Annotated in this window: 16 protein-coding genes; 8 read left to right on the top strand and 8 right to left on the bottom strand. The window is 73.8% G+C overall.

Annotation, left to right across the window (positions count from 1 at the left end; translation table 11 throughout):
* The first annotated feature begins 1 nt into the window (after window position 1).
* Window positions 2-400, top strand: coding sequence for a hypothetical protein (locus V7S47_RS08715; RefSeq protein ID WP_336561204.1), 399 nt, complete (start codon window positions 2-4; stop codon window positions 398-400).
* Here the strand turns inward: V7S47_RS08715 and V7S47_RS08710 are convergent, their stop codons facing one another.
* On the bottom strand, window positions 401-877 hold the full coding sequence (locus V7S47_RS08710) for a group II truncated hemoglobin (RefSeq protein ID WP_336561203.1): 477 nt from the start codon (window positions 875-877) through the stop codon (window positions 401-403). It abuts the gene before it with no gap.
* A gap of 47 nt (window positions 878-924) precedes the next feature.
* Between V7S47_RS08710 and V7S47_RS08705 the strand changes: the two genes are divergently transcribed.
* Window positions 925-1,458: a hypothetical protein gene (locus V7S47_RS08705; RefSeq protein WP_336561202.1), complete on the top strand. Its 534-nt coding sequence runs from the start codon at window positions 925-927 to the stop codon at window positions 1,456-1,458.
* 9 nt (window positions 1,459-1,467) lie between these two features.
* On the top strand, window positions 1,468-1,764 hold the full coding sequence (locus V7S47_RS08700; RefSeq protein WP_336561201.1) for a DUF2470 domain-containing protein: 297 nt from the start codon (window positions 1,468-1,470) through the stop codon (window positions 1,762-1,764).
* Window positions 1,765-1,773: 9 nt separating this feature from the next.
* Here the strand turns inward: V7S47_RS08700 and V7S47_RS08695 are convergent, their stop codons facing one another.
* From V7S47_RS08695 to V7S47_RS08685, 3 genes are read right to left on the bottom strand one after another with little or no spacing between them, the layout of a single operon-like run.
* Window positions 1,774-2,319 (bottom strand): hypothetical protein, encoded by a 546-nt coding sequence (locus V7S47_RS08695; protein WP_336561200.1) that lies wholly within the window; start codon window positions 2,317-2,319, stop codon window positions 1,774-1,776.
* A gap of 48 nt (window positions 2,320-2,367) precedes the next feature.
* Window positions 2,368-2,526 (bottom strand): hypothetical protein, encoded by a 159-nt coding sequence (locus V7S47_RS08690; RefSeq protein ID WP_336561199.1) that lies wholly within the window; start codon window positions 2,524-2,526, stop codon window positions 2,368-2,370.
* A gap of 45 nt (window positions 2,527-2,571) precedes the next feature.
* Complete coding sequence (locus tag V7S47_RS08685; RefSeq protein WP_336561198.1) at window positions 2,572-3,090, bottom strand: hypothetical protein; 519 nt, start codon at window positions 3,088-3,090, stop codon at window positions 2,572-2,574.
* A 99-nt stretch (window positions 3,091-3,189) separates the two neighbouring features.
* Here V7S47_RS08685 and V7S47_RS08680 point away from each other — a divergent pair, with 99 nt between their 5' ends.
* The 3 genes from V7S47_RS08680 to V7S47_RS08670 are packed head-to-tail and all read left to right on the top strand — an operon-like array spanning window position 3,190 to window position 7,221.
* On the top strand, window positions 3,190-5,280 hold the full coding sequence (locus V7S47_RS08680) for a RecQ family ATP-dependent DNA helicase (RefSeq protein ID WP_336561197.1): 2,091 nt from the start codon (window positions 3,190-3,192) through the stop codon (window positions 5,278-5,280).
* A 54-nt stretch (window positions 5,281-5,334) separates the two neighbouring features.
* The gene (locus V7S47_RS08675) at window positions 5,335-6,321 is read left to right on the top strand and encodes a hypothetical protein (protein ID WP_336561196.1); all 987 of its coding nucleotides are present in this window, start codon (window positions 5,335-5,337) and stop codon (window positions 6,319-6,321) included.
* A gap of 9 nt (window positions 6,322-6,330) precedes the next feature.
* The gene (locus V7S47_RS08670; protein ID WP_336561195.1) at window positions 6,331-7,221 is read left to right on the top strand and encodes an LLM class flavin-dependent oxidoreductase; all 891 of its coding nucleotides are present in this window, start codon (window positions 6,331-6,333) and stop codon (window positions 7,219-7,221) included.
* On the opposite strand, the gene V7S47_RS08665 is transcribed toward V7S47_RS08670, so the two are convergent.
* Together V7S47_RS08665 and V7S47_RS08660 are read right to left on the bottom strand one after the other, a co-directional pair.
* On the bottom strand, window positions 7,218-8,450 hold the full coding sequence (locus V7S47_RS08665) for an acyltransferase family protein (protein ID WP_336561194.1): 1,233 nt from the start codon (window positions 8,448-8,450) through the stop codon (window positions 7,218-7,220). The genes V7S47_RS08670 and V7S47_RS08665 overlap by 4 nt on opposite strands.
* Window positions 8,447-10,381 (bottom strand): glycosyltransferase, encoded by a 1,935-nt coding sequence (locus tag V7S47_RS08660; protein WP_336561193.1) that lies wholly within the window; start codon window positions 10,379-10,381, stop codon window positions 8,447-8,449. The genes V7S47_RS08665 and V7S47_RS08660 overlap by 4 nt, the downstream gene beginning before the upstream one ends.
* Before the next feature lie 237 nt (window positions 10,382-10,618).
* Here V7S47_RS08660 and V7S47_RS08655 point away from each other — a divergent pair, with 237 nt between their 5' ends.
* Window positions 10,619-11,662 carry an NAD(P)H-dependent amine dehydrogenase family protein gene (locus V7S47_RS08655; RefSeq protein WP_336561192.1) on the top strand — a complete coding sequence of 348 codons (1,044 nt, stop codon included), beginning with the start codon at window positions 10,619-10,621 and terminating at the stop codon, window positions 11,660-11,662.
* A gap of 56 nt (window positions 11,663-11,718) precedes the next feature.
* On the opposite strand, the gene V7S47_RS08650 is transcribed toward V7S47_RS08655, so the two are convergent.
* A complete protein-coding gene (locus V7S47_RS08650) occupies window positions 11,719-13,197 on the bottom strand; it encodes a DHA2 family efflux MFS transporter permease subunit (protein WP_336561191.1) in 1,479 nt (492 codons plus the stop codon).
* An 82-nt stretch (window positions 13,198-13,279) separates the two neighbouring features.
* Window positions 13,280-13,768 (bottom strand): glutathione peroxidase, encoded by a 489-nt coding sequence (locus V7S47_RS08645; protein WP_336561190.1) that lies wholly within the window; start codon window positions 13,766-13,768, stop codon window positions 13,280-13,282.
* 42 nt (window positions 13,769-13,810) lie between these two features.
* Here V7S47_RS08645 and V7S47_RS08640 point away from each other — a divergent pair, with 42 nt between their 5' ends.
* Entirely contained in the window at window positions 13,811-16,534 is a 2,724-nt protein-coding gene (locus tag V7S47_RS08640; RefSeq protein ID WP_336561188.1) for a DEAD/DEAH box helicase, read from the top strand.
* Window positions 16,535-16,544: the final 10 nt, after the last annotated feature.

Raw genomic sequence — 16,544 nt, 5'->3', positions numbered from 1 at the left:
GATGCCCGTCCTCCGCGTGATCGCCGCCGCCGTCCTGCGCGCGGCCCTCCTCGTCGCGGTGTACGCCGTGTTCCTGCTCGTGCTGGACCGCACCGACGGCGGGGACGCGCTCGGGGCGGGACTGCTCTACTTCGTGCTGGTGATGGCCATCGGCTTCGCCTGGGCCGTCTGGGACGGCTCGCGGCGTCCCTACCCGGCCGCGGCCGCGGTGTGGGTGCTGGCCGGGATCGGGACCACGGTCGGCATCGCGCTCACCGCGGTCCTGCTGGAGCCCGACGCCTCCGGTTCCTTCGGCGAGGAGCTGGGTGACGGATTCGTGTTCCTGACCCTGCTGGTCGCGCTCCCGGCGCTGGCCGGCGCCGCGCTCGGCGCCCTGATCCGCCGGTCCCGCACCGCCTGATCACCCCTGCCAGGGCGGGGCCACTCCCCAGCCCCAGCGGGGGACCGGCGCGTCCTCGACGGGCGTCGCACCGGGCTGGGAGTTCTGCTGGGCCAGGCGGGTGCCCCACTCGACGTACCCGACGATCGCGGCGCGGAACTCAGGGTCGTCCGGCAGTCCTGCGTCGTCGGCGGCCAGGCTCATGGTGGCGGCGAACCGGTGCCGCTGCTCGGGCGTGATGGCCAGCCCACGGTGACGGTCGAGCATCGCCGGATAGCCCCCGAGGTCGTCGGTGTACGACGCCGCGCCGCCGAGCACCTCGCACCACCAGGCGGCGACGTGGGCCCGGTGTCGCTCGTCGACGCCGCCCGGAAAGAACCCGGCCAGCAGCGCGTCGTCCTCGACCCGGTCGTAGAAGGCGTCGATCAGCGCGCGCACGGCGGCGTCGCCGCCCGCCCACGCATGGAGGGTCGGGAGACCGGGCTCGTCGACGCCCATGTCCGCACTCCTTGGTTCTGGTGCTGCAAAGGTGTAAGCATGTAATCATGATTCAGGACGAGACGCGAGAGCGGATCCGCGGCTGGTTCGCCGGTCGACTGCCGGAGGCCTGGTCGGCGGCGCCGGCCGAGGTGACCGTGGACCGCGAGGAGGTGACGGTGCTGCTCGCCGTCCCCGACGTGACGACCGCCGAGGACGCCTCCGCGGTCGAGGTCGCCGAGACCCGGGCCGGCCGGGCGAAGGCGTTCCGCGAGGAGACCCGCGAGACCCGGATGGCCATCGCCCGCGAGGCCGAGCACCGCTACGGGCGCAAGGTGTCGTGGGGCGTGCGCCTCGGGGAGGGCGACGACGCCCACGGCGAGCTGTGGACCCACGTGTCGACGCCGGTGATGACCCGGCTGCGCCAGCCGCAGCGCCTGGTCCTCGACACCCTCGTCGACGCGGGCGTGGCCCGGTCCCGGGCCGACGCGCTGGCCTGGTGCGTCCGGTTGGTCGGCCAGCACGAGGGCGACTGGCTCGCCGAGCTGCGCGACGCCACCGGCCGGGTCGCCGACGTCCGGGCGAAGGGGCCAGCGGCCTAGGCTGCCGCCGTGACCTTCCCCGAGTCCGTCGTGACCGCGGTCCTCGCGCACATGAACGACGACCACACCGACGACAGCCTGCTGATCGTTCGCGCCTTCGCGCGGCCGGACGCGACCGCGGCGGCCATGACCGGCCTCGACGGGGAGGCCGGCGTGTTCGCCGCGACCACGCCCGACGGCGACGAGGAGGTCCGGGTGGCCTGGCCGGCCGGCCCGATCAGCGAGCGGGCCGAGATCCGCCGCGAGGTCGTGGCGCTGTACGACGCCGCCTGCGCACGGCTGGGCGTCGCGCCGCGGCCGCACTGACCTCTCGGGTCAGGGCGCGAGGAGGTAGAACGGCTCGAAGCCGTATGTCCGGACGCCGGTGTTCGCGTCCCGCGACCAGGTGACGACCCGGAAGTCGGAGGACGACGGGCACCCGCTCGGGTTCGACGAGACCTCGGCGTACGTCTGGACGCCCGGGGAGGTGGAGTCCAGCGTGAAGTCCAGGGTGACCACGGCGACGGAGGTCAGGGACGAGACGCCCGGCACGCGCACGCAGGTGACACCGGTGGCGGACTGGGTGGCGGTGATCCCGCCGGACTGGCGGTTGACGGCGGTGCCGTTGACCCAGCCGTAGCCGCGGACCAGGCCGGGAGCACCGGCGGCACCGGCGCCACCGCGGAGGCCGGCGACGGTCGCGGTCGAGAGGTCCTTCGTCCGCAACGACCGGTTCTTGATGTCCTTGGTCGTGACGGTGTCGTCCTTGATCTGCCTGCCGGTGATCAGGGTGCCGGCGACGGCACCCCCGCCGGCGGTGGCGATCAGGGCGACGGTGAGCAGCAGGACGGGGGCGGCGGAGCGGAGGGAGGGACGGCGCATGCGCGACGGTAGGTCGCCGTCGCGGAGCCCGGGCATGGCCCGGACGGGTCATGGACTCCGGTGCTGGCCGGTGCTGGGCCCGTTGCTGAGCCCGGTGTCCACGTCGGCGTCGACCGGGGTCATCGGACCCGCGGCGAGGACCAGGTAGACCGAGAGCGCGAGCAGGCCCGGCAGGGTCGCGATGATCCGGCGGACGGGGTGGGCCATGGCGAGGGAGTACCCGGAACCCGCCCGCCCGAAGCAGGACCGGGCTCAGGCCGGGCTGGCGGCCGGCTCGTCGTGGTGCGCCAGGTCCCAGCGCCGACTCAGCGGACCCAGGACCGCGACCTCGAGGACGACCGTCACGAGCAGCGTGGCGCCCACGGCGAGGAGCACGTCGCCCGGGTCGGACCCACTGTCGGCGACCGCGAAGAGCAGGACCACCAGCAGCGGCAGCCAGCAGAGCAGGGCGAGGCCGCCGACCACCACGACGGCGGTGAGCGCGGCCGCGACCAGCGAGTCGAGCGGGCTCCACGGACCCCCGTCGTCCTCCCGAGCGTCCTCCTCGTCCTGCGTCGGCGGCGAGAGGTCGGCGGGATGCCGGCTGCGGTGCCACAGCCAGGACCCGACCAGCACCGCGGCCGTCAGCAGGCCCACGAGCACGGAGGTACGGCGCTCCCAGTCGACGACGAGCTCGCCGGAGAGGAGCACGGCCGCGACCGCCGGCACCACGAGGCCCAGCAGCTCGAGCGTCACCTTGCGGCGGGTCTGCCGTCGTACGTCCGTGGTCATCGCGCCTCCTCGACCGGCTCCTGGTGGGGAACAACGAGTGTGGACCATCCCGGCCCCGGCCGCGCACGGAATGTCGGGGCGCGCTGGTAGACAGGCCGCATGACCACTCCGACCACCGCGACCGACGTCCGCGCCCAGGCCGAGGCGCACCTGCGCGCCCTGGTGGGACGCGACGACGTCACCCTGCGCGAGGACCAGTGGTCGGCGATCGAGGCGCTGGCCGTGCACCGCCGCCGTTCGCTGGTCGTCCAGCGCACCGGCTGGGGCAAATCCGCGGTCTATTTCGTGGCCACGCTGCTGCTGCGCGCGGGCGGGGCGGGCCCGACGGTCATCGTCTCGCCGCTGCTCGCCCTGATGCGCAACCAGATCCAGGCCGCCGAGCGGGCCGGCATCCGGGCGGTGACGATCAACTCGACCAACATCGAGGACTGGCAGCCGATCCACGATGCGATCAACGCCGGCGAGGTCGACGTCCTGCTGGTCAGTCCCGAGCGGCTCAACAACCCGGGCTTCCGCGACGAGGTGCTGCCGAAGCTGGCGGCCACCTGCGGGCTGCTGGTCGTCGACGAGGCCCACTGCATCTCCGACTGGGGCCACGACTTCCGCCCCGACTACCGGCGCATCCGCACCCTGCTCGGTGATTTGCCGACGGGCATCCCGGTGCTGGCGACGACCGCGACCGCCAACGCGCGGGTCACCCAGGACGTCGCCGAGCAGCTCGGCGCCGACGTCCTGGTGCTGCGCGGCTCGCTGGACCGGGAGTCGCTGCGGCTGGGCGTCGTGCGGCTGAGGACGGCGCAGCAGCGGCTGGCCTGGCTGGCCGACCACCTGGCCGAGCAGCCCGGCTCCGGCATCGTCTACTGCCTGACGGTCGCGGCCACCCAGGAGATCGCCGACTACCTCCGCTCGCGCGGCCACGACGTCGCGGCCTACTCCGGCCAGACCGAGCAGACCGAGCGGCTCGCCCTCGAGGCCGACCTCGCGGCGGGCCGGGTCAAGGCGCTGATCGCCACCTCCGCGCTCGGGATGGGCTTCGACGCCACCCTCGGCTTCGTGGTCAACATGGGCGCGCCGCAGTCGCCGGTCGCCTATTACCAGCAGGTCGGCCGGGCGGGCCGCGGCACCGACGAGGCCGTGGTCGTGCTGCTGCCGGCGCTCGAGGACCGCGACATCTGGGCCTACTTCGCCTCGCTGGCCTTCCCGCGCGAGGAGCTGGTCCGCCAGACCCTCGAGGTGCTGGCCGGCGAGGCCCGCCCGCTCAGCACGGCGGCCATCGAGGCCCACGTCGACCTCAGCCGCAACCGCCTCGAGACGATGCTGAAGGTGCTCGACGTCGACGGCGCCGTCCGGCGGGTCCGCGGTGGCTGGGAGTCGACCGGGCAGCCGTGGTCCTACGACGCCGAGCGCTACCAGCGGGTGACCGAGGCCCGCGAGCGCGAGCAGCGGGCGATGCTCGACTACCTCGACACCGACGTGTGCCGGATGCGCTACCTGCGCGACCAGCTCGACGACCCCGACGCCACCGACTGCGGGCGCTGCGACAACTGCGGCGGCCTGCAGCTCTCGACCGAGGTGTCGGCCGCGGCGGTCGAGGAGGCCGACGCCCGGCTGTCCCGCCCCGGCGTCCCGCTCGAGCCCCGCAAGATGTGGCCGACCGCGCTGGCCAGCCTCGGCATCGACTGGAAGGGTCGGATCAGCGAGGCCGCCAGCGAGGGCCGGGTCGTCGCCCGGCTCACCGACCTCGGCTACGGCCAGGCGCTGCGCGAGCTGTTCCGGGCGGAGACCCCCGACGGGCCGGTCCCCATCCCGCTCGTGCAGGCGGTCGTCGCGGTCCTCGGCGACTGGCGGCCCACGGTCGACGCCGTCGTCCACGTCGAGTCCGCGACCCGGCCCACGCTGGTGGCCGACCTGGCGGCCGGCCTCTCCCGCTACCTCAAGGTCCCGCTCGCCGGCACCTTCGCGATCGTCGACCCCGACGTCGCGCCCGGCCAGGGCCAAGCCAACTCCGCCCAGCGGGTGGCTGCCGTCGGGCGGCGCTACGACCTCCACGCCGACCTGCCCCCGGACGCCCGGGTGCTGCTCGTCGACGACCTGGTCGGCACCGGCTGGACCCTCACCGTCGCCACCCGGGCGCTCCGGCGGGCCGGCGCGGCCGAGGTGCTGCCGCTCGCTCTGGCCAGCCAGAGCTAGGCCGATTCCCCGGGAGTCCATCCGAGAGGGGGCGGTACCCCCTAGGGTTTCGCCGTGATCGAGACCCCGCCGCCGCGCCCGTCCCTCGACCGAGACCGTCCGGTGGTGGCTCTCGGGGTGGCCCTCCTCGCGACCGCGGTCGTGCTGTCGGCGTTCTACTCGCGCGAGAGCGGCGAGCTCGACCTGTCCAACTTCGCGGTGGGCCTGCTGGCCACGGGCGGCCTGCTCCTGTTCGCCGTGGGGACCTACCTCCGGCTCCAGCAGGGGGACCGGGCGAGCGACCTGGTCGCCTGGCCCGGCGCGTTCGGCGGCGTCGGTGTCGGCCTGATGGTGGCGGTGGCGATGGACACCCACGACGCGACGCCGTACGTCGCGGGTCTGCTGGTCGTCCTGCTCTCCGCCGTCGGACTGGCCCTGACCCGCCGCGGGCCGTTCGTCGTCACGGGGGTGCTCGGCCTGCTGGTCGCCTACCTGCAGGGCATCGACGATGCCGTCGGCACCGGCGACGGCGAGGGAGTCCCGGGGGTGCAGATCGCCCTGGCCCTGGCCCTGTTCGCGGTGCTGGTCACCGCTGCGGGGTGGCGGCTGCCGGCGAGCCGGGTGCTGAGCGGCGCCGTGGCCGGTGGGGTCACCGTCCTCGGGTTCGCCGTGCTGACCGGGGTGCTGTCGTTCGAGCGCAGCCTCTCGGTCGCCTTCTCGGGGATGAGCTCGGAGGACGGGGTCATCTACGGGTCCTCGTTCGACGGGCCGGGGGCCGACTCCGAGAGCTACACCGCCGACGCCTGGACGGTCCTGCTGCTCGCCCTGGCCCTGGTGCTCGGCTGGTGCCTGTGCGCCGCGGTGACCGGTCACGTCGCCTACCGGCTGCTGGTGGTCGCCATGACGGTCACGATCATCCCGCTGGCCATGCAGCTGCTCACGGTCACGCACCCCAGCTGGTGGGGCGTGGTGCTGGGCGTCGCGGGCGGGGCCGTGCTCGTCCTCGCCGGGCTCCGAGCCCTGCGCCCGGCTCCCCGGCCCGAGCCGGGGCCCAAGCCCTAGGCTCGACCCATGCGCGTCGGACTCACCCTGCTCACCGACCAGCCCTGGGCCGAGGCGGCGCCGCGGTGGCGGGCCACCGAGGAGCTGGGCTTCGACCACGCCTGGACCTACGACCACCTGACCTGGGGCGGGCTGCCGGACTCGCCGTGGGCGGGGGCGACGCCGACCCTGGCGGCCGCGGCGGCGATCACCGAGCGGATCTTTCTCGGCACCCTGGTCTCGGCGCCCAACTTCCGGCACCCCTACCTGCTCTTCCGCGACGCCCAGGCGCTCGAGGACGTCTCGGGCGGCCGTTTCCTGCTCGGTCTCGGCACCGGCGGCGACCTCGACGCGCAGGTCCTCGGGGGTGCCGACCTGTCGGTGCGCGAGCGGGTCGACCGGTTCCAGGAGTTCGTCGGCGTGCTCGAGCAGCTGCGCGACGGCGACCACGTCACCACCGAGGGCCGCTGGTTCTCCACCGCCGACGCGCGCACACGGCCGGGGCTGCCGCGGACGCCGTACCTCCTGGCGGCCAACGGGCCGCGCTCGCTGCGCTTCGCCGCCGCCCACGGCAGCGGCTGGATCACGACCGGTCCGTACGCCGCCGACTCCGTCGACAGCTGGTACGCCGGCCTCGCCGAGTCGGTGCACCGCTTCGACGACGCGCTCGCCGAGGTCGGCCGCGACCCCGGCACCGTGCCGCGCTACGTCCTGCCCGACGCGACCCCGCACCTCACCGGCACCGGCCGGTTCGCGCTGTCCAGCGTGGCCTTCTTCGAGGAGGTCGCCGGCCGGGTCGCCGAGCTCGGCTTCACCGACCTGGTCACCCACTGGCCGCGCCGGGAGACGGCGTACGTCGGCGACGAGGCCGTCCTGGAGGCCGTCGCCGCCGACGTGCTGCCGGGCCTGCAGGCGGGCTAGCGGCTCGCGGCGAGCTCCCGGTCGCTGCGGTCCTCGCGCCCCTCGGCCCGCGGGCCGTCGGTGAGGTGCGCGTAGTAGTCGCGCGGCGCCCCGCGGCGGTCGATCGTCGCGAGCAGCCTCAGCCCGGCGGCCTCGACGGTGCGCGAGCTGACCCAGGCGAGCAGCACGGTGGGGACGACCACGAGCACGGCGGTGACCACGAAGAAGCTCCCGCTGCGGGCCTCGGGCAGCGCCCCGAGGTGGCCGAGCAGGCGCATCACCGGCTCGTGGATCAGGTAGACGCCGTACCCGAGACCGCCGAGCCAGGCCAGCGGCCGCCAGTCCAGCACGGCCGGCCACGGGCCGTCGTGGAGCACGATCGAGGCGAACGCCGCCGTGAGCGCGAGGGCGTACGCCGGGTGCCACCACTCGCCCGTCACCGAATCGATCGGGCGGATGAGGACCAGCCACACCAGGACGGCCACGCCACCGGTCGCCAGCGCGGCGCGGGCCACTCGGCCGAGCCGGACACCGGCGGCGGCGAGCACCGCCAGGCCCATCCCGAGGCCGAAGTCCGCGGCCCGGGAGACCGGCGAGAACCAGAGCGACCAGTCGGTGTGCGGCTGGCCCGAGAGCAGCGTCGCCCAGGCCAGGTAGGCCAGGCCGACGACCACGAGCAGCGCCGGCAGCACCGCCGCGACGGCGAGCCGGCCGCGACGGGTCGCGGCCCGTCGTACCCCGGCGTGGACGAGGGGTACGCCCAGCGCCATCACGACGTAGAAGTGGAACTCGACGCCGAGCGACCAGGCCGGACCGTTGGTCCAGAAGATGTACTCGTCGCTGTAGACGTGCGTGAACGTCAGGTGGGTCAGCAGGTCCTGCCAGTGCCCCGGCAGCTCGGGGTTGGTCGCCGTCCACACCAGCAGCACGACGACGTAGTAGAGCGGGAGCAGGCGGGCCATCCGGCGGTAGAGCAGCACCCGGCCGGGCTTGTCGGTGGCCCCGGCGGCCGCCGCCCGGGCGATCGGCAGCCAGAGCACCAGCCCGGACAGCACGAAGAACATGTCGACGAACAGGTCGGTGCCGGTCATCAGCTGGTGGGCCGTGCCCGACCACGGCCAGGTGCCCTCGGCACCGGTCCGGTTGTGCTGGTAGGCGTGGAAGAACACGACGGCGAACGCGGCCAGGGCGCGCAGCCAGCCGAGCGGGTAGCGGGGCGCGGTGGTCGTGGGGACGGTCTGGGCGCTCATGCGGCCACCTCCTCGGAGGTCTCGGGGACGTCGGTCGACCGGCTGCTGCCGGAGCTGGGGGCGTTGCGGGGCGTCACGACCCACTGGTGCTCGCCGCGCAGCTGCTTGAGGTGCGCGACCCGGGCGACGACGTTCTTGGCCTCGGTGTAGACGAGCATGTTGGCGATGGCGGCGCCGAGGAACCACCGGCCGTGGCGCCGGATCTCGGGCGCGGCCAGCCGCCAGGCGGCGAAGGTCTGCAGCGGCCCGGAGACCGTGACGAACAGGGTCACCAGCGCGAAGATCGGCGAGGTCAGGTCGAGCCCGCCGTCGCGCCACGCGTAGAAGCCGATCAGCGGCCAGGCGAGCACGGCGATCCAGGGGTAGAGCTCGCGCCACCCCAGCAGGTACGTCGCCCCGAGCTTCTGGCGCAGGGTCAGCCGGGAGGAGCGCAGGATCGGGCGCAGGTGCTTCAGCGAGACCTGGAACCAGCCCTGGGCCCAGCGCATCCGCTGCTTCCACAGCGCCTTCGGCGTCTCGGGCGCGAGCTCGCGGCTGATCAGGCCGGGGTCGTTGACGATCCGGCCGCCGGCGGCGAGGACCCGCATGGACGCCTCGATGTCCTCGGTGAGGAACGAGCCGCGCAGCCGGATCCGCTCGAGAGCGGAGGTGCGCCAGTAGCCGTTGGAGCCGCCGAAGATCCCGAAGCCGTGCAGCTGGGCCCGGCCGGGGTGCGAGACGGCGTAGATCTGCTCGAACTCGACCGCGACCAGCCGCGCGAGCGCGGAGTCGTCGCCGTTGCGGATGACGCAGTGGCCCTGCACGACGTCGACCGGGTCGCGGGTGTCGCTGAACCAGGCCCACGCGCGGTCGAACGCGCCGGCCATCGGGTGATGGTCGGCGTCGAAGATCCCGACGAACTCGCCCTCGGCCACCCGCAGCGCGGCGTTCACGTTCTGCGCCTTGGAGGTGCTGTCGGCGACCTTCAGGACGGTGAGTCCGTGGTGGTCGGCGGCGAGCTGCTCGAGCTCGGCCTCGACCGGGACCGCGACGGGGGTGTTGTAGGCGAGCACGACCTGCAGGCCGCCGGCGTACTCCTGGGCCAGGAAGGCGCGGACCGTCTCGACGATGGTGTCGGCCTCGTTGGGCAGGTACGCCGCGATCACGGCCGTCGCGCGCGGGGCCGGACCGGGGTCGGCCGGCGGGCGCGGCGGGTCGAGGGCCTGGGAGCTCTCGGCCCAGATGGTCAGCGCGGTCAGCGAGAGCGCGCCGACGAGGAACCAGTAGACGACCGTGGAGACGTCGAGCCCGACGGCGTCCAGTCCGACCAGGGCCAGGAACGGCACCAGCATGGCGCCGAGCGTCGCCCACACGATCTGGGAGCCGGCCGACCAGAGGTTGATCCGCGGCTGGCGCGTCCTGACGTCGGCGGCATGGTGACGGGGCTGGAGGTCGCGCTGGAGCAGCGACTCGGCGGCCGCGGAGGAGGCGTTCACCTCGGCCTGGCGGGCGCCCTGCTTGCGGGTGACCGGGGCCCAGCCGACGCCGAGGTCGATGACGCCGCGGCGCAGACCGTGGGCGTCCGCGACCAGGTCGAGGACCTCGACCGCGTGGTAGGCCATCTCCTGCAGGCGGACCGGGCGGGCGGCCCGCTCGCCGCGGCGCAGCCGCAGGGTGAGTCGCCCCTCGGGAGTGCCGGCCACGACCTCGCCGGGGTGCAGGAAGCGGGTGAGCCGCTCGGCGGCTTCGACGACGAGGTCGCCCGAGGCACGCACGGAGTCGCCGGCGTCGCCGCTGGGGGCGGCCCAGACCGGCTCGAGGACCGCGACGATCTCGCGGCGCGAGGGCCGGGAGCGCAGCGGCTCGGCGGAGACGACGACCTCGGGGGCCACGACACGGCCGCCCGCCAGCCGGGACGGCTGGTCGGGACGGCGCAGGGGGATGAGGGACACGGGGCACTGGCCTTTCGGAGTCGGGTACGCCGCGGCCCGCGGGTGGCGGGCGACGGTGGTGCTGACGGTCCGGGGCGCCGCAGATGGGGCGTCCGATCGGACGAGAAAGGCGCGCTGCGTGAGTCGCGCTCGTCCTCCACCGTAGGGGCGGACGGGGGGCCGGACTCAAGCCCCGGCGGGGTGGTTCCGGTCACGAGGCTCCTGGACAGCAGGTGGAACACGTTCTAGTTTGCGACCATGACCCAGCCCCTGCGCGTGATCCAGTGGACGACCGGCAACATCGGGCGGCGCTCGCTGCACGCGATCCTGGCCCGGCCCGACCTCGAGCTCGTCGGCGTCTACGCCCACGGTGCCGACAAGGTCGGCCGAGACGCCGCCGAGCTCTGCGGCTGGCCCTCGCCGACCGGGGTCCTCGCGACCAATGACGTCGCCGCGCTGCTGGCCCTGGGCGCCGACGCCTGCTGCTACAACCCGTTGTGGCCCTCGGTCGACGAGTTGTGCGCGCTGCTCGAAGCGGGGGTGAACGTCTGCTCCAGCGCGGCCTGGATCACCGGTGGGAAGCAGTCACCGGAGGACCTCGAGCGGATCCGGACGGCGTGCGAGCGGGGCGGCTCGACGATCTTCGGGTCGGGCGCCCACCCCGGCATGACCAACCTGGTCGGGATGGTGCTGAGCGGCTCCTGCGAGCAGGTCGACGAGATCAGGATCACCGAGTCGGTGGACTGCTCGACGTACGAGTCGGCCGAGACGCAGACCGCGATGGGCTTCTCGCTCGACCCCGAGACCCCCGGGCTGGCCGAGTCGGTCCGCCGCGAGTCGGAGGTCTTCGCGGAGTCGGCCGCGATGATGGCCGACGCGCTCGGCGTGACCCTGGACCGGCTGACCTTCGACGTCACCTTCACCGCAGCCACCGGCGACACCGACCTCGGCTTCATGACGATCCCGACCGGCACCGTCGGCGGCGTGATGGGCTACCACCGCGGCTGGGTGGGCGATCGCAACGTGGTCAGCGTCGGGTTCAACTGGACGATGGGCGAGCACGTCGTACCCCCGAAGCCACTGGCGCACGGCCACGTCATCCAGGTCTTCGGCGTACCCAACATGCGCACCGTCATCCACTGCCTGCCTCCGCAGGACTGGAGCGAGGGCTTCATGGACCTCGGGATGATCTACACCGCGATGCCGGTCACCAACGCCGTCCCGTACGTCGTCGCCGCGCCCCCCGGCATCGTCACCCTGAAGGACCTCCCGCCGATCACCGGCCGAGTCAGCACGAAGTGAGGCCGAGTCAGCACCAGTTGTGCTGACTCGGCCCGCAACAACTGCTGACTCGGCGGTTAGTGACCGACGAGGACGGTCGGGTCGACGGACTGCTCGGCCCTCTTGCGGGGCAGGAAGTACGCCGGGATCAGCACCAGCGCGACCATCACGGTGCCGACCCAGAAGACGCCGCTGAAGACGCCGGCCAGGTCGCCGACGGGGTCGGTGGCGCCGATGTCGTTCTTGACGCCGTTGGTGAGCAGCACCGAGAAGATCGCGGTGCCGATCGAGGCGGCGACCTGCTGGATGATGTTCATCAGCGTCGAGCCGCGAGCGATGGTGTGCTCGCGCAGGGTCTGCAGCGCGGCCGACATGATCGGCATCATGGTGGCACCCATGCCGAGGCCCTGGACGAAGAGCGCCAGCCCGAGGAACCAGTACGACGTCGTGTCGTCCAGCGTGGCGTAGAGGCCCAGGCCGACGGTGATCGTGGCGACGCCGGCCATCACGATCTTGCCGGGCCCGATCCTGTCGCTCAGCACGCCGGCGAGCGGCATGGTGAGCATCGCGCCGACGCCCTGCGGGGCCAGCAGCAGGCCGGCCATCATGGCGGACTCGCCGCGCACGCCCTGGTAGTACTGCGGGAACAGCAGGCTGGCGCCGAAGAATGCGATCGCGAACAGCGTCATGCCGATCACCGCGAAGGTGAGGGTGCGGTTGGCGAACAGGCGCAGGTCGACCAGCGGGTGCTCGTTGCGGCGGTTGAGGGCCCAGGGGACGAAGGCCGCGATCAGGACCGCGCCGATGAGCGCCGGGAGCAGGACCTTGGCGGCCCAGACGGTGCCGGTCTCGGGGATCGAGGAGACGCCGTACAGGAAGAGGGCGAGGCCGGGGGAGAGCAGCACCATGCCGAGCCAGTCGAAGGACTCCGACGGGGTCGGGGCGTCGGCCGGGAGCACCGTCCAGGCGTAGACCAGCGCGACCAGACCGATCGGCAGGTTGATCAGGAAGATCCAGTGCCAGGAGGCGTTGTCGATCAGCGCACCGCCGAGGATCGGGCCGGCGATCGGGCCGAGCAGCATCGGGATGCCCATCACGGCCATCACCCGGCCGATCCGGTCGGGGCCGGCGGCGCGGGTCAGGATCGTCATGCCGAGCGGCACCAGCATGCCGCCGCCGAAGCCCTGCACGACGCGGAAGGCGACCAGCATCTCCAGCGAGGTCGCCACCGCGCACAGCACCGAGCCGGCGGTGAACAGCACCACGGCGGTGAGGTAGAGCCGCTTGGTGCCGAACCGGTCGGACGCCCACCCGGTCAGCGGGATCACGCTCGCCAGGGCGAGCGTGTAGGCCGTCATCGTCCAGGCGACCTGCGCGGTGGTCGCGTCGAAGACGTCCTCGAAGGTGCGCAGCGCGACCGAGACGACCGTGATGTCGAGGATCGACATGATCGCGCCGACCACGACGACCCCGGCGACCAGCAGGACGTCGCGGTCGAGCTTGTCGGACGAGCCGGGGGCGGGCGGCGGGGCGCTGGTCTCGGGAGCACTGGTCACTGGCCCAGGCTAAGAGCCGGTCTCAACCGACGGCATCCGACTTTCGTCGCCCGGGCGTGTGGGCTCGCTCACGCCCGGCCGGTCAGGCGGTGATCGCCTTCACCGCGTCGACCAGGGCCGGGTCCTCGGGAACGACGCCCGGGCTGAAGCGGGCCACCACCGTGCCGTCGCCGGCGACCAGGAACTTCTCGAAGTTCCAGGTCACGTCGCCGGCCTCGCCCTGCTCGTTCGGGGTGTCGACCAGGCCCTGGTAGATCGGGTGCCGGTCGTCGCCGTTGACCTCGATCTTCTCGGTCATCGGGAAGCTCACGCCGTACGTCGCGGAGCAGAACTCGGCGATCTCCTCCGCGCTCCCGGGCTCCTGGCCCAGGAACTGGTTGCACGGCAGGCCGACCACCGTGAACCCGGCGCCGGCGTACTCCTCGTGGAGCTGCTCCAGACCGGTGTACTGCGGGGTCAGGCCGCACTTGCTGGCCACGTTGACGAGCAGGGCGGGCTTGCCGCCGGTGATCTCGCCGAGGGTGGTGGCGGTGCCGTCGAGGCGCGCGATCGGGGCGTCGAGGATGCTCATGCTCCTGACCCTAGTGTCGGACGCCCCGGCTAGCGTCTGCGCGTGAGCTTCGTCCCGACCACCGGCCCGGCGACGTTCCGTCCCGCCGAGCCGCCGCGGGAGGGGACGGTGGAGTTCAGCGACGACCGGCGCTCGGTCGTGCTGCCCATCCGCGCGGCGCTGCCGATCCTCACCAAGGCGCAGGCGCGCGACGACACCCACCCCAGCGTGGCCCTGCTGGCGGGGGCCGCGCTGCTCGGCCTGCGGCTGGTCGCCGCCGGCAAGCTGGAGCCCGCTCCGACGTCCGTCCCGAGCTGGCGGGTCGCGCCGCTGGACGCCGACGACCGCGAGCGGGTCAGCCTGCTGGCCGGCGGTCGCGGCGCGGTCGGGCTCGACCCGGCCGCCGCGTCGGCGCTGGTGCGCGACGTGCTCGCCGCCGTCGTGGACGCGGTCCCGCGCACCGCCCCCGGGCCGGCCACGCCCGAGCCGGCCCCCGATTTCCGGGCCCGCCTCCAGCGCCGCATCGAGCAGCACCGCGAGGAGCCGCCCGACCGCCGGCCGCAGCTGGTCGCGGTCTCGCTGCGGGTCGAGGCGGACGAGGAGGAGCTGGTCGGCGGCGCCGTACGCCTGGTCCTGCAGGTCCACGACGAGCAGGACCCGCTCCACGTCAGCGACGCGGCGGTGCTGTGGGCCGAGTCGGGGCCGGACGCGAGCCACGGCTTCGGCGATCGGGCGCGCACCCACGCGACCATCGCGCTGCGCGCGGCGGCCGAGGCCTGGCCGGTGCTCGACCGGATGCTCGAGCTGCGGGTGCCCGACCAGATCACCCTGGACGGGGCCGAGATCGCGAGCCTGCTCGAGGACGGGGTCGCCGCGCTGCGCGACCGCGGCGTCGACGTGCTCTGGCCGCGCTCGCTCGGCCGCGACCTCACCACCCGCGCCGTGCTCGACCGTGCGCCGTCGCCGTCGGACGGGCCCCGCGAGGAGCCGCTGCAGACCGGGCTCTTCGGCGCCGGCGAGATGTTCGCGTTCAACTGGCAGGTCGCGCTGCACGGCGACCCGCTGACCGACGAGGAGATGGAGCAGCTCGCGCAGTCGGCGTCCCCGCTGCTCAAGCTGCGCGGCAGCTGGACGGTCATCGACCCGGCCGTCGCGCGCCGCGCCCGCAAGCGGCTGCTGCGCCGCATCACCGCCGGCGAGGCGGTGGCCGCGACCCTCACCGGCACCGCCCTGGTCCCGACCCCGGGCGGGGAGGCGGTCGCCACCGAGGTGATCGTCGGTGCCACCCTGCTGAAGGTCCGCGAGCGGCTGGCCGCGGCCGCCACCCGCGAGCCGGTCCCGGTGCCGGAGGCGCTGCGGGCCACGCTGCGCGACTACCAGCGCCAGGGCCTGACCTGGCTGGCCGAGATGACCGACCTCGGCCTCGGCGCCTGTCTCGCCGACGACATGGGGCTCGGCAAGACGATCACCCTGATCGCGCTGCACCTGCACCGGGTGGCCGAGGGCGCGACCGGACCGACGCTGGTCGTCTGCCCGGCCAGCCTGCTCGGCAACTGGGAGGCCGAGATCGAACGGTTCGCGCCCGGCACCGCCGTACGCCGCTTCCACGGCGGGCAGCGCTCGCTCGAGGGACTCGGCGAGAGCGACCTGCTGAGCGGCGGCGGGCCGGGCTTCGTGCTGACGACGTACGGGACGATGCGGGTCTCGGCCGAGGAGCTGGCCGCGGTCCCGTGGGACCTGGTCGTCGCCGACGAGGCCCAGCACGTCAAGAACCCGCGCTCCTCGACCGCCCGCGCGCTGCGGGCCGTGCCGAGCGTGGGCCGGGTCGCCCTGACCGGCACCCCGGTCGAGAACGACCTGACCGAGCTCTGGGCCATCCTCGACTGGGCGACGCCGGGCCTGCTCGGCAGCCGCAACGCCTTCCGCAAGGTCTGGGCCGCGCCGATCGAGTCCGGGCTCGAGCCGACCAAGGCGAAGCAGTTCGCCGAGCTGGTCGGCCCGTTCCTGCTGCGCCGCCGCAAGTCCGACCCCGGGATCGCTCCGGAGCTGCCACCCAAGACCGAGACCGACCACCCGCTGCGGCTGACCCGCGAGCAGACCGTCCTCTACGAGGCGTTCGTGCGCGACACCATGGAGCGGATCGAGCGGGCCGACGAGGACGCCCGGCGTGGCCTGGTGCTGATGCTGCTGACCGGCCTGAAGCAGATCTGCAACCACCCGGCCCACTTCCTGAAGCAGTCCGGAGCCGCGCGGCTCACGGGGCGCAGCGAGAAGCTCGACCTCCTCGACGAGCTGCTGGCGACCGCGCTCTCGGAGGACGGCGCGGTGCTGGTCTTCACCCAGTACGTCGCGATGGGCCACCTGCTGGAGAGCCACCTGGCCCGCACCGGCGTCCCCCACCAGTTCCTGCACGGCGGCGTCCCGGTGCGGCAGCGCGACGCGATGGTGCGCGCCTTCCAGGCCGGCGAGACCCCGGTGTTCCTGCTGTCGCTGAAGGCCGGCGGCACCGGCCTCAACCTCACCCGGGCCGACCACGTCGTCCACGTCGACCGCTGGTGGAACCCGGCCGTCGAGGACCAGGCCACCGACCGGGCCTACCGGATCGGCCAGACCAAGCCGGTCCAGGTGCACCGGATGATCACCCGCGGCACGATCGAGGAGAAGGTCGCCGAGCTGCTGACGCGCAAGCGCGCGCTCGCCGACGCCGTGCTCGGCCGCGGCGAGGCGGCGCTGACCGAGTTGAGCAACGACGAGCTCCGCGACCTGGTCACGCTCAGGCCGAGCTGATGGCGCCCCG

Source organism: Nocardioides sp. CCNWLW216 (assembly GCF_037120545.1).
In the GTDB taxonomy this organism is placed as follows: Bacteria; Actinomycetota; Actinomycetes; order Propionibacteriales; family Nocardioidaceae; genus Nocardioides; species Nocardioides lianchengensis.
The sequence above is the reverse complement of the archived record's forward strand: the minus strand, read 5'-3'. Positions and strand labels throughout refer to the sequence as shown.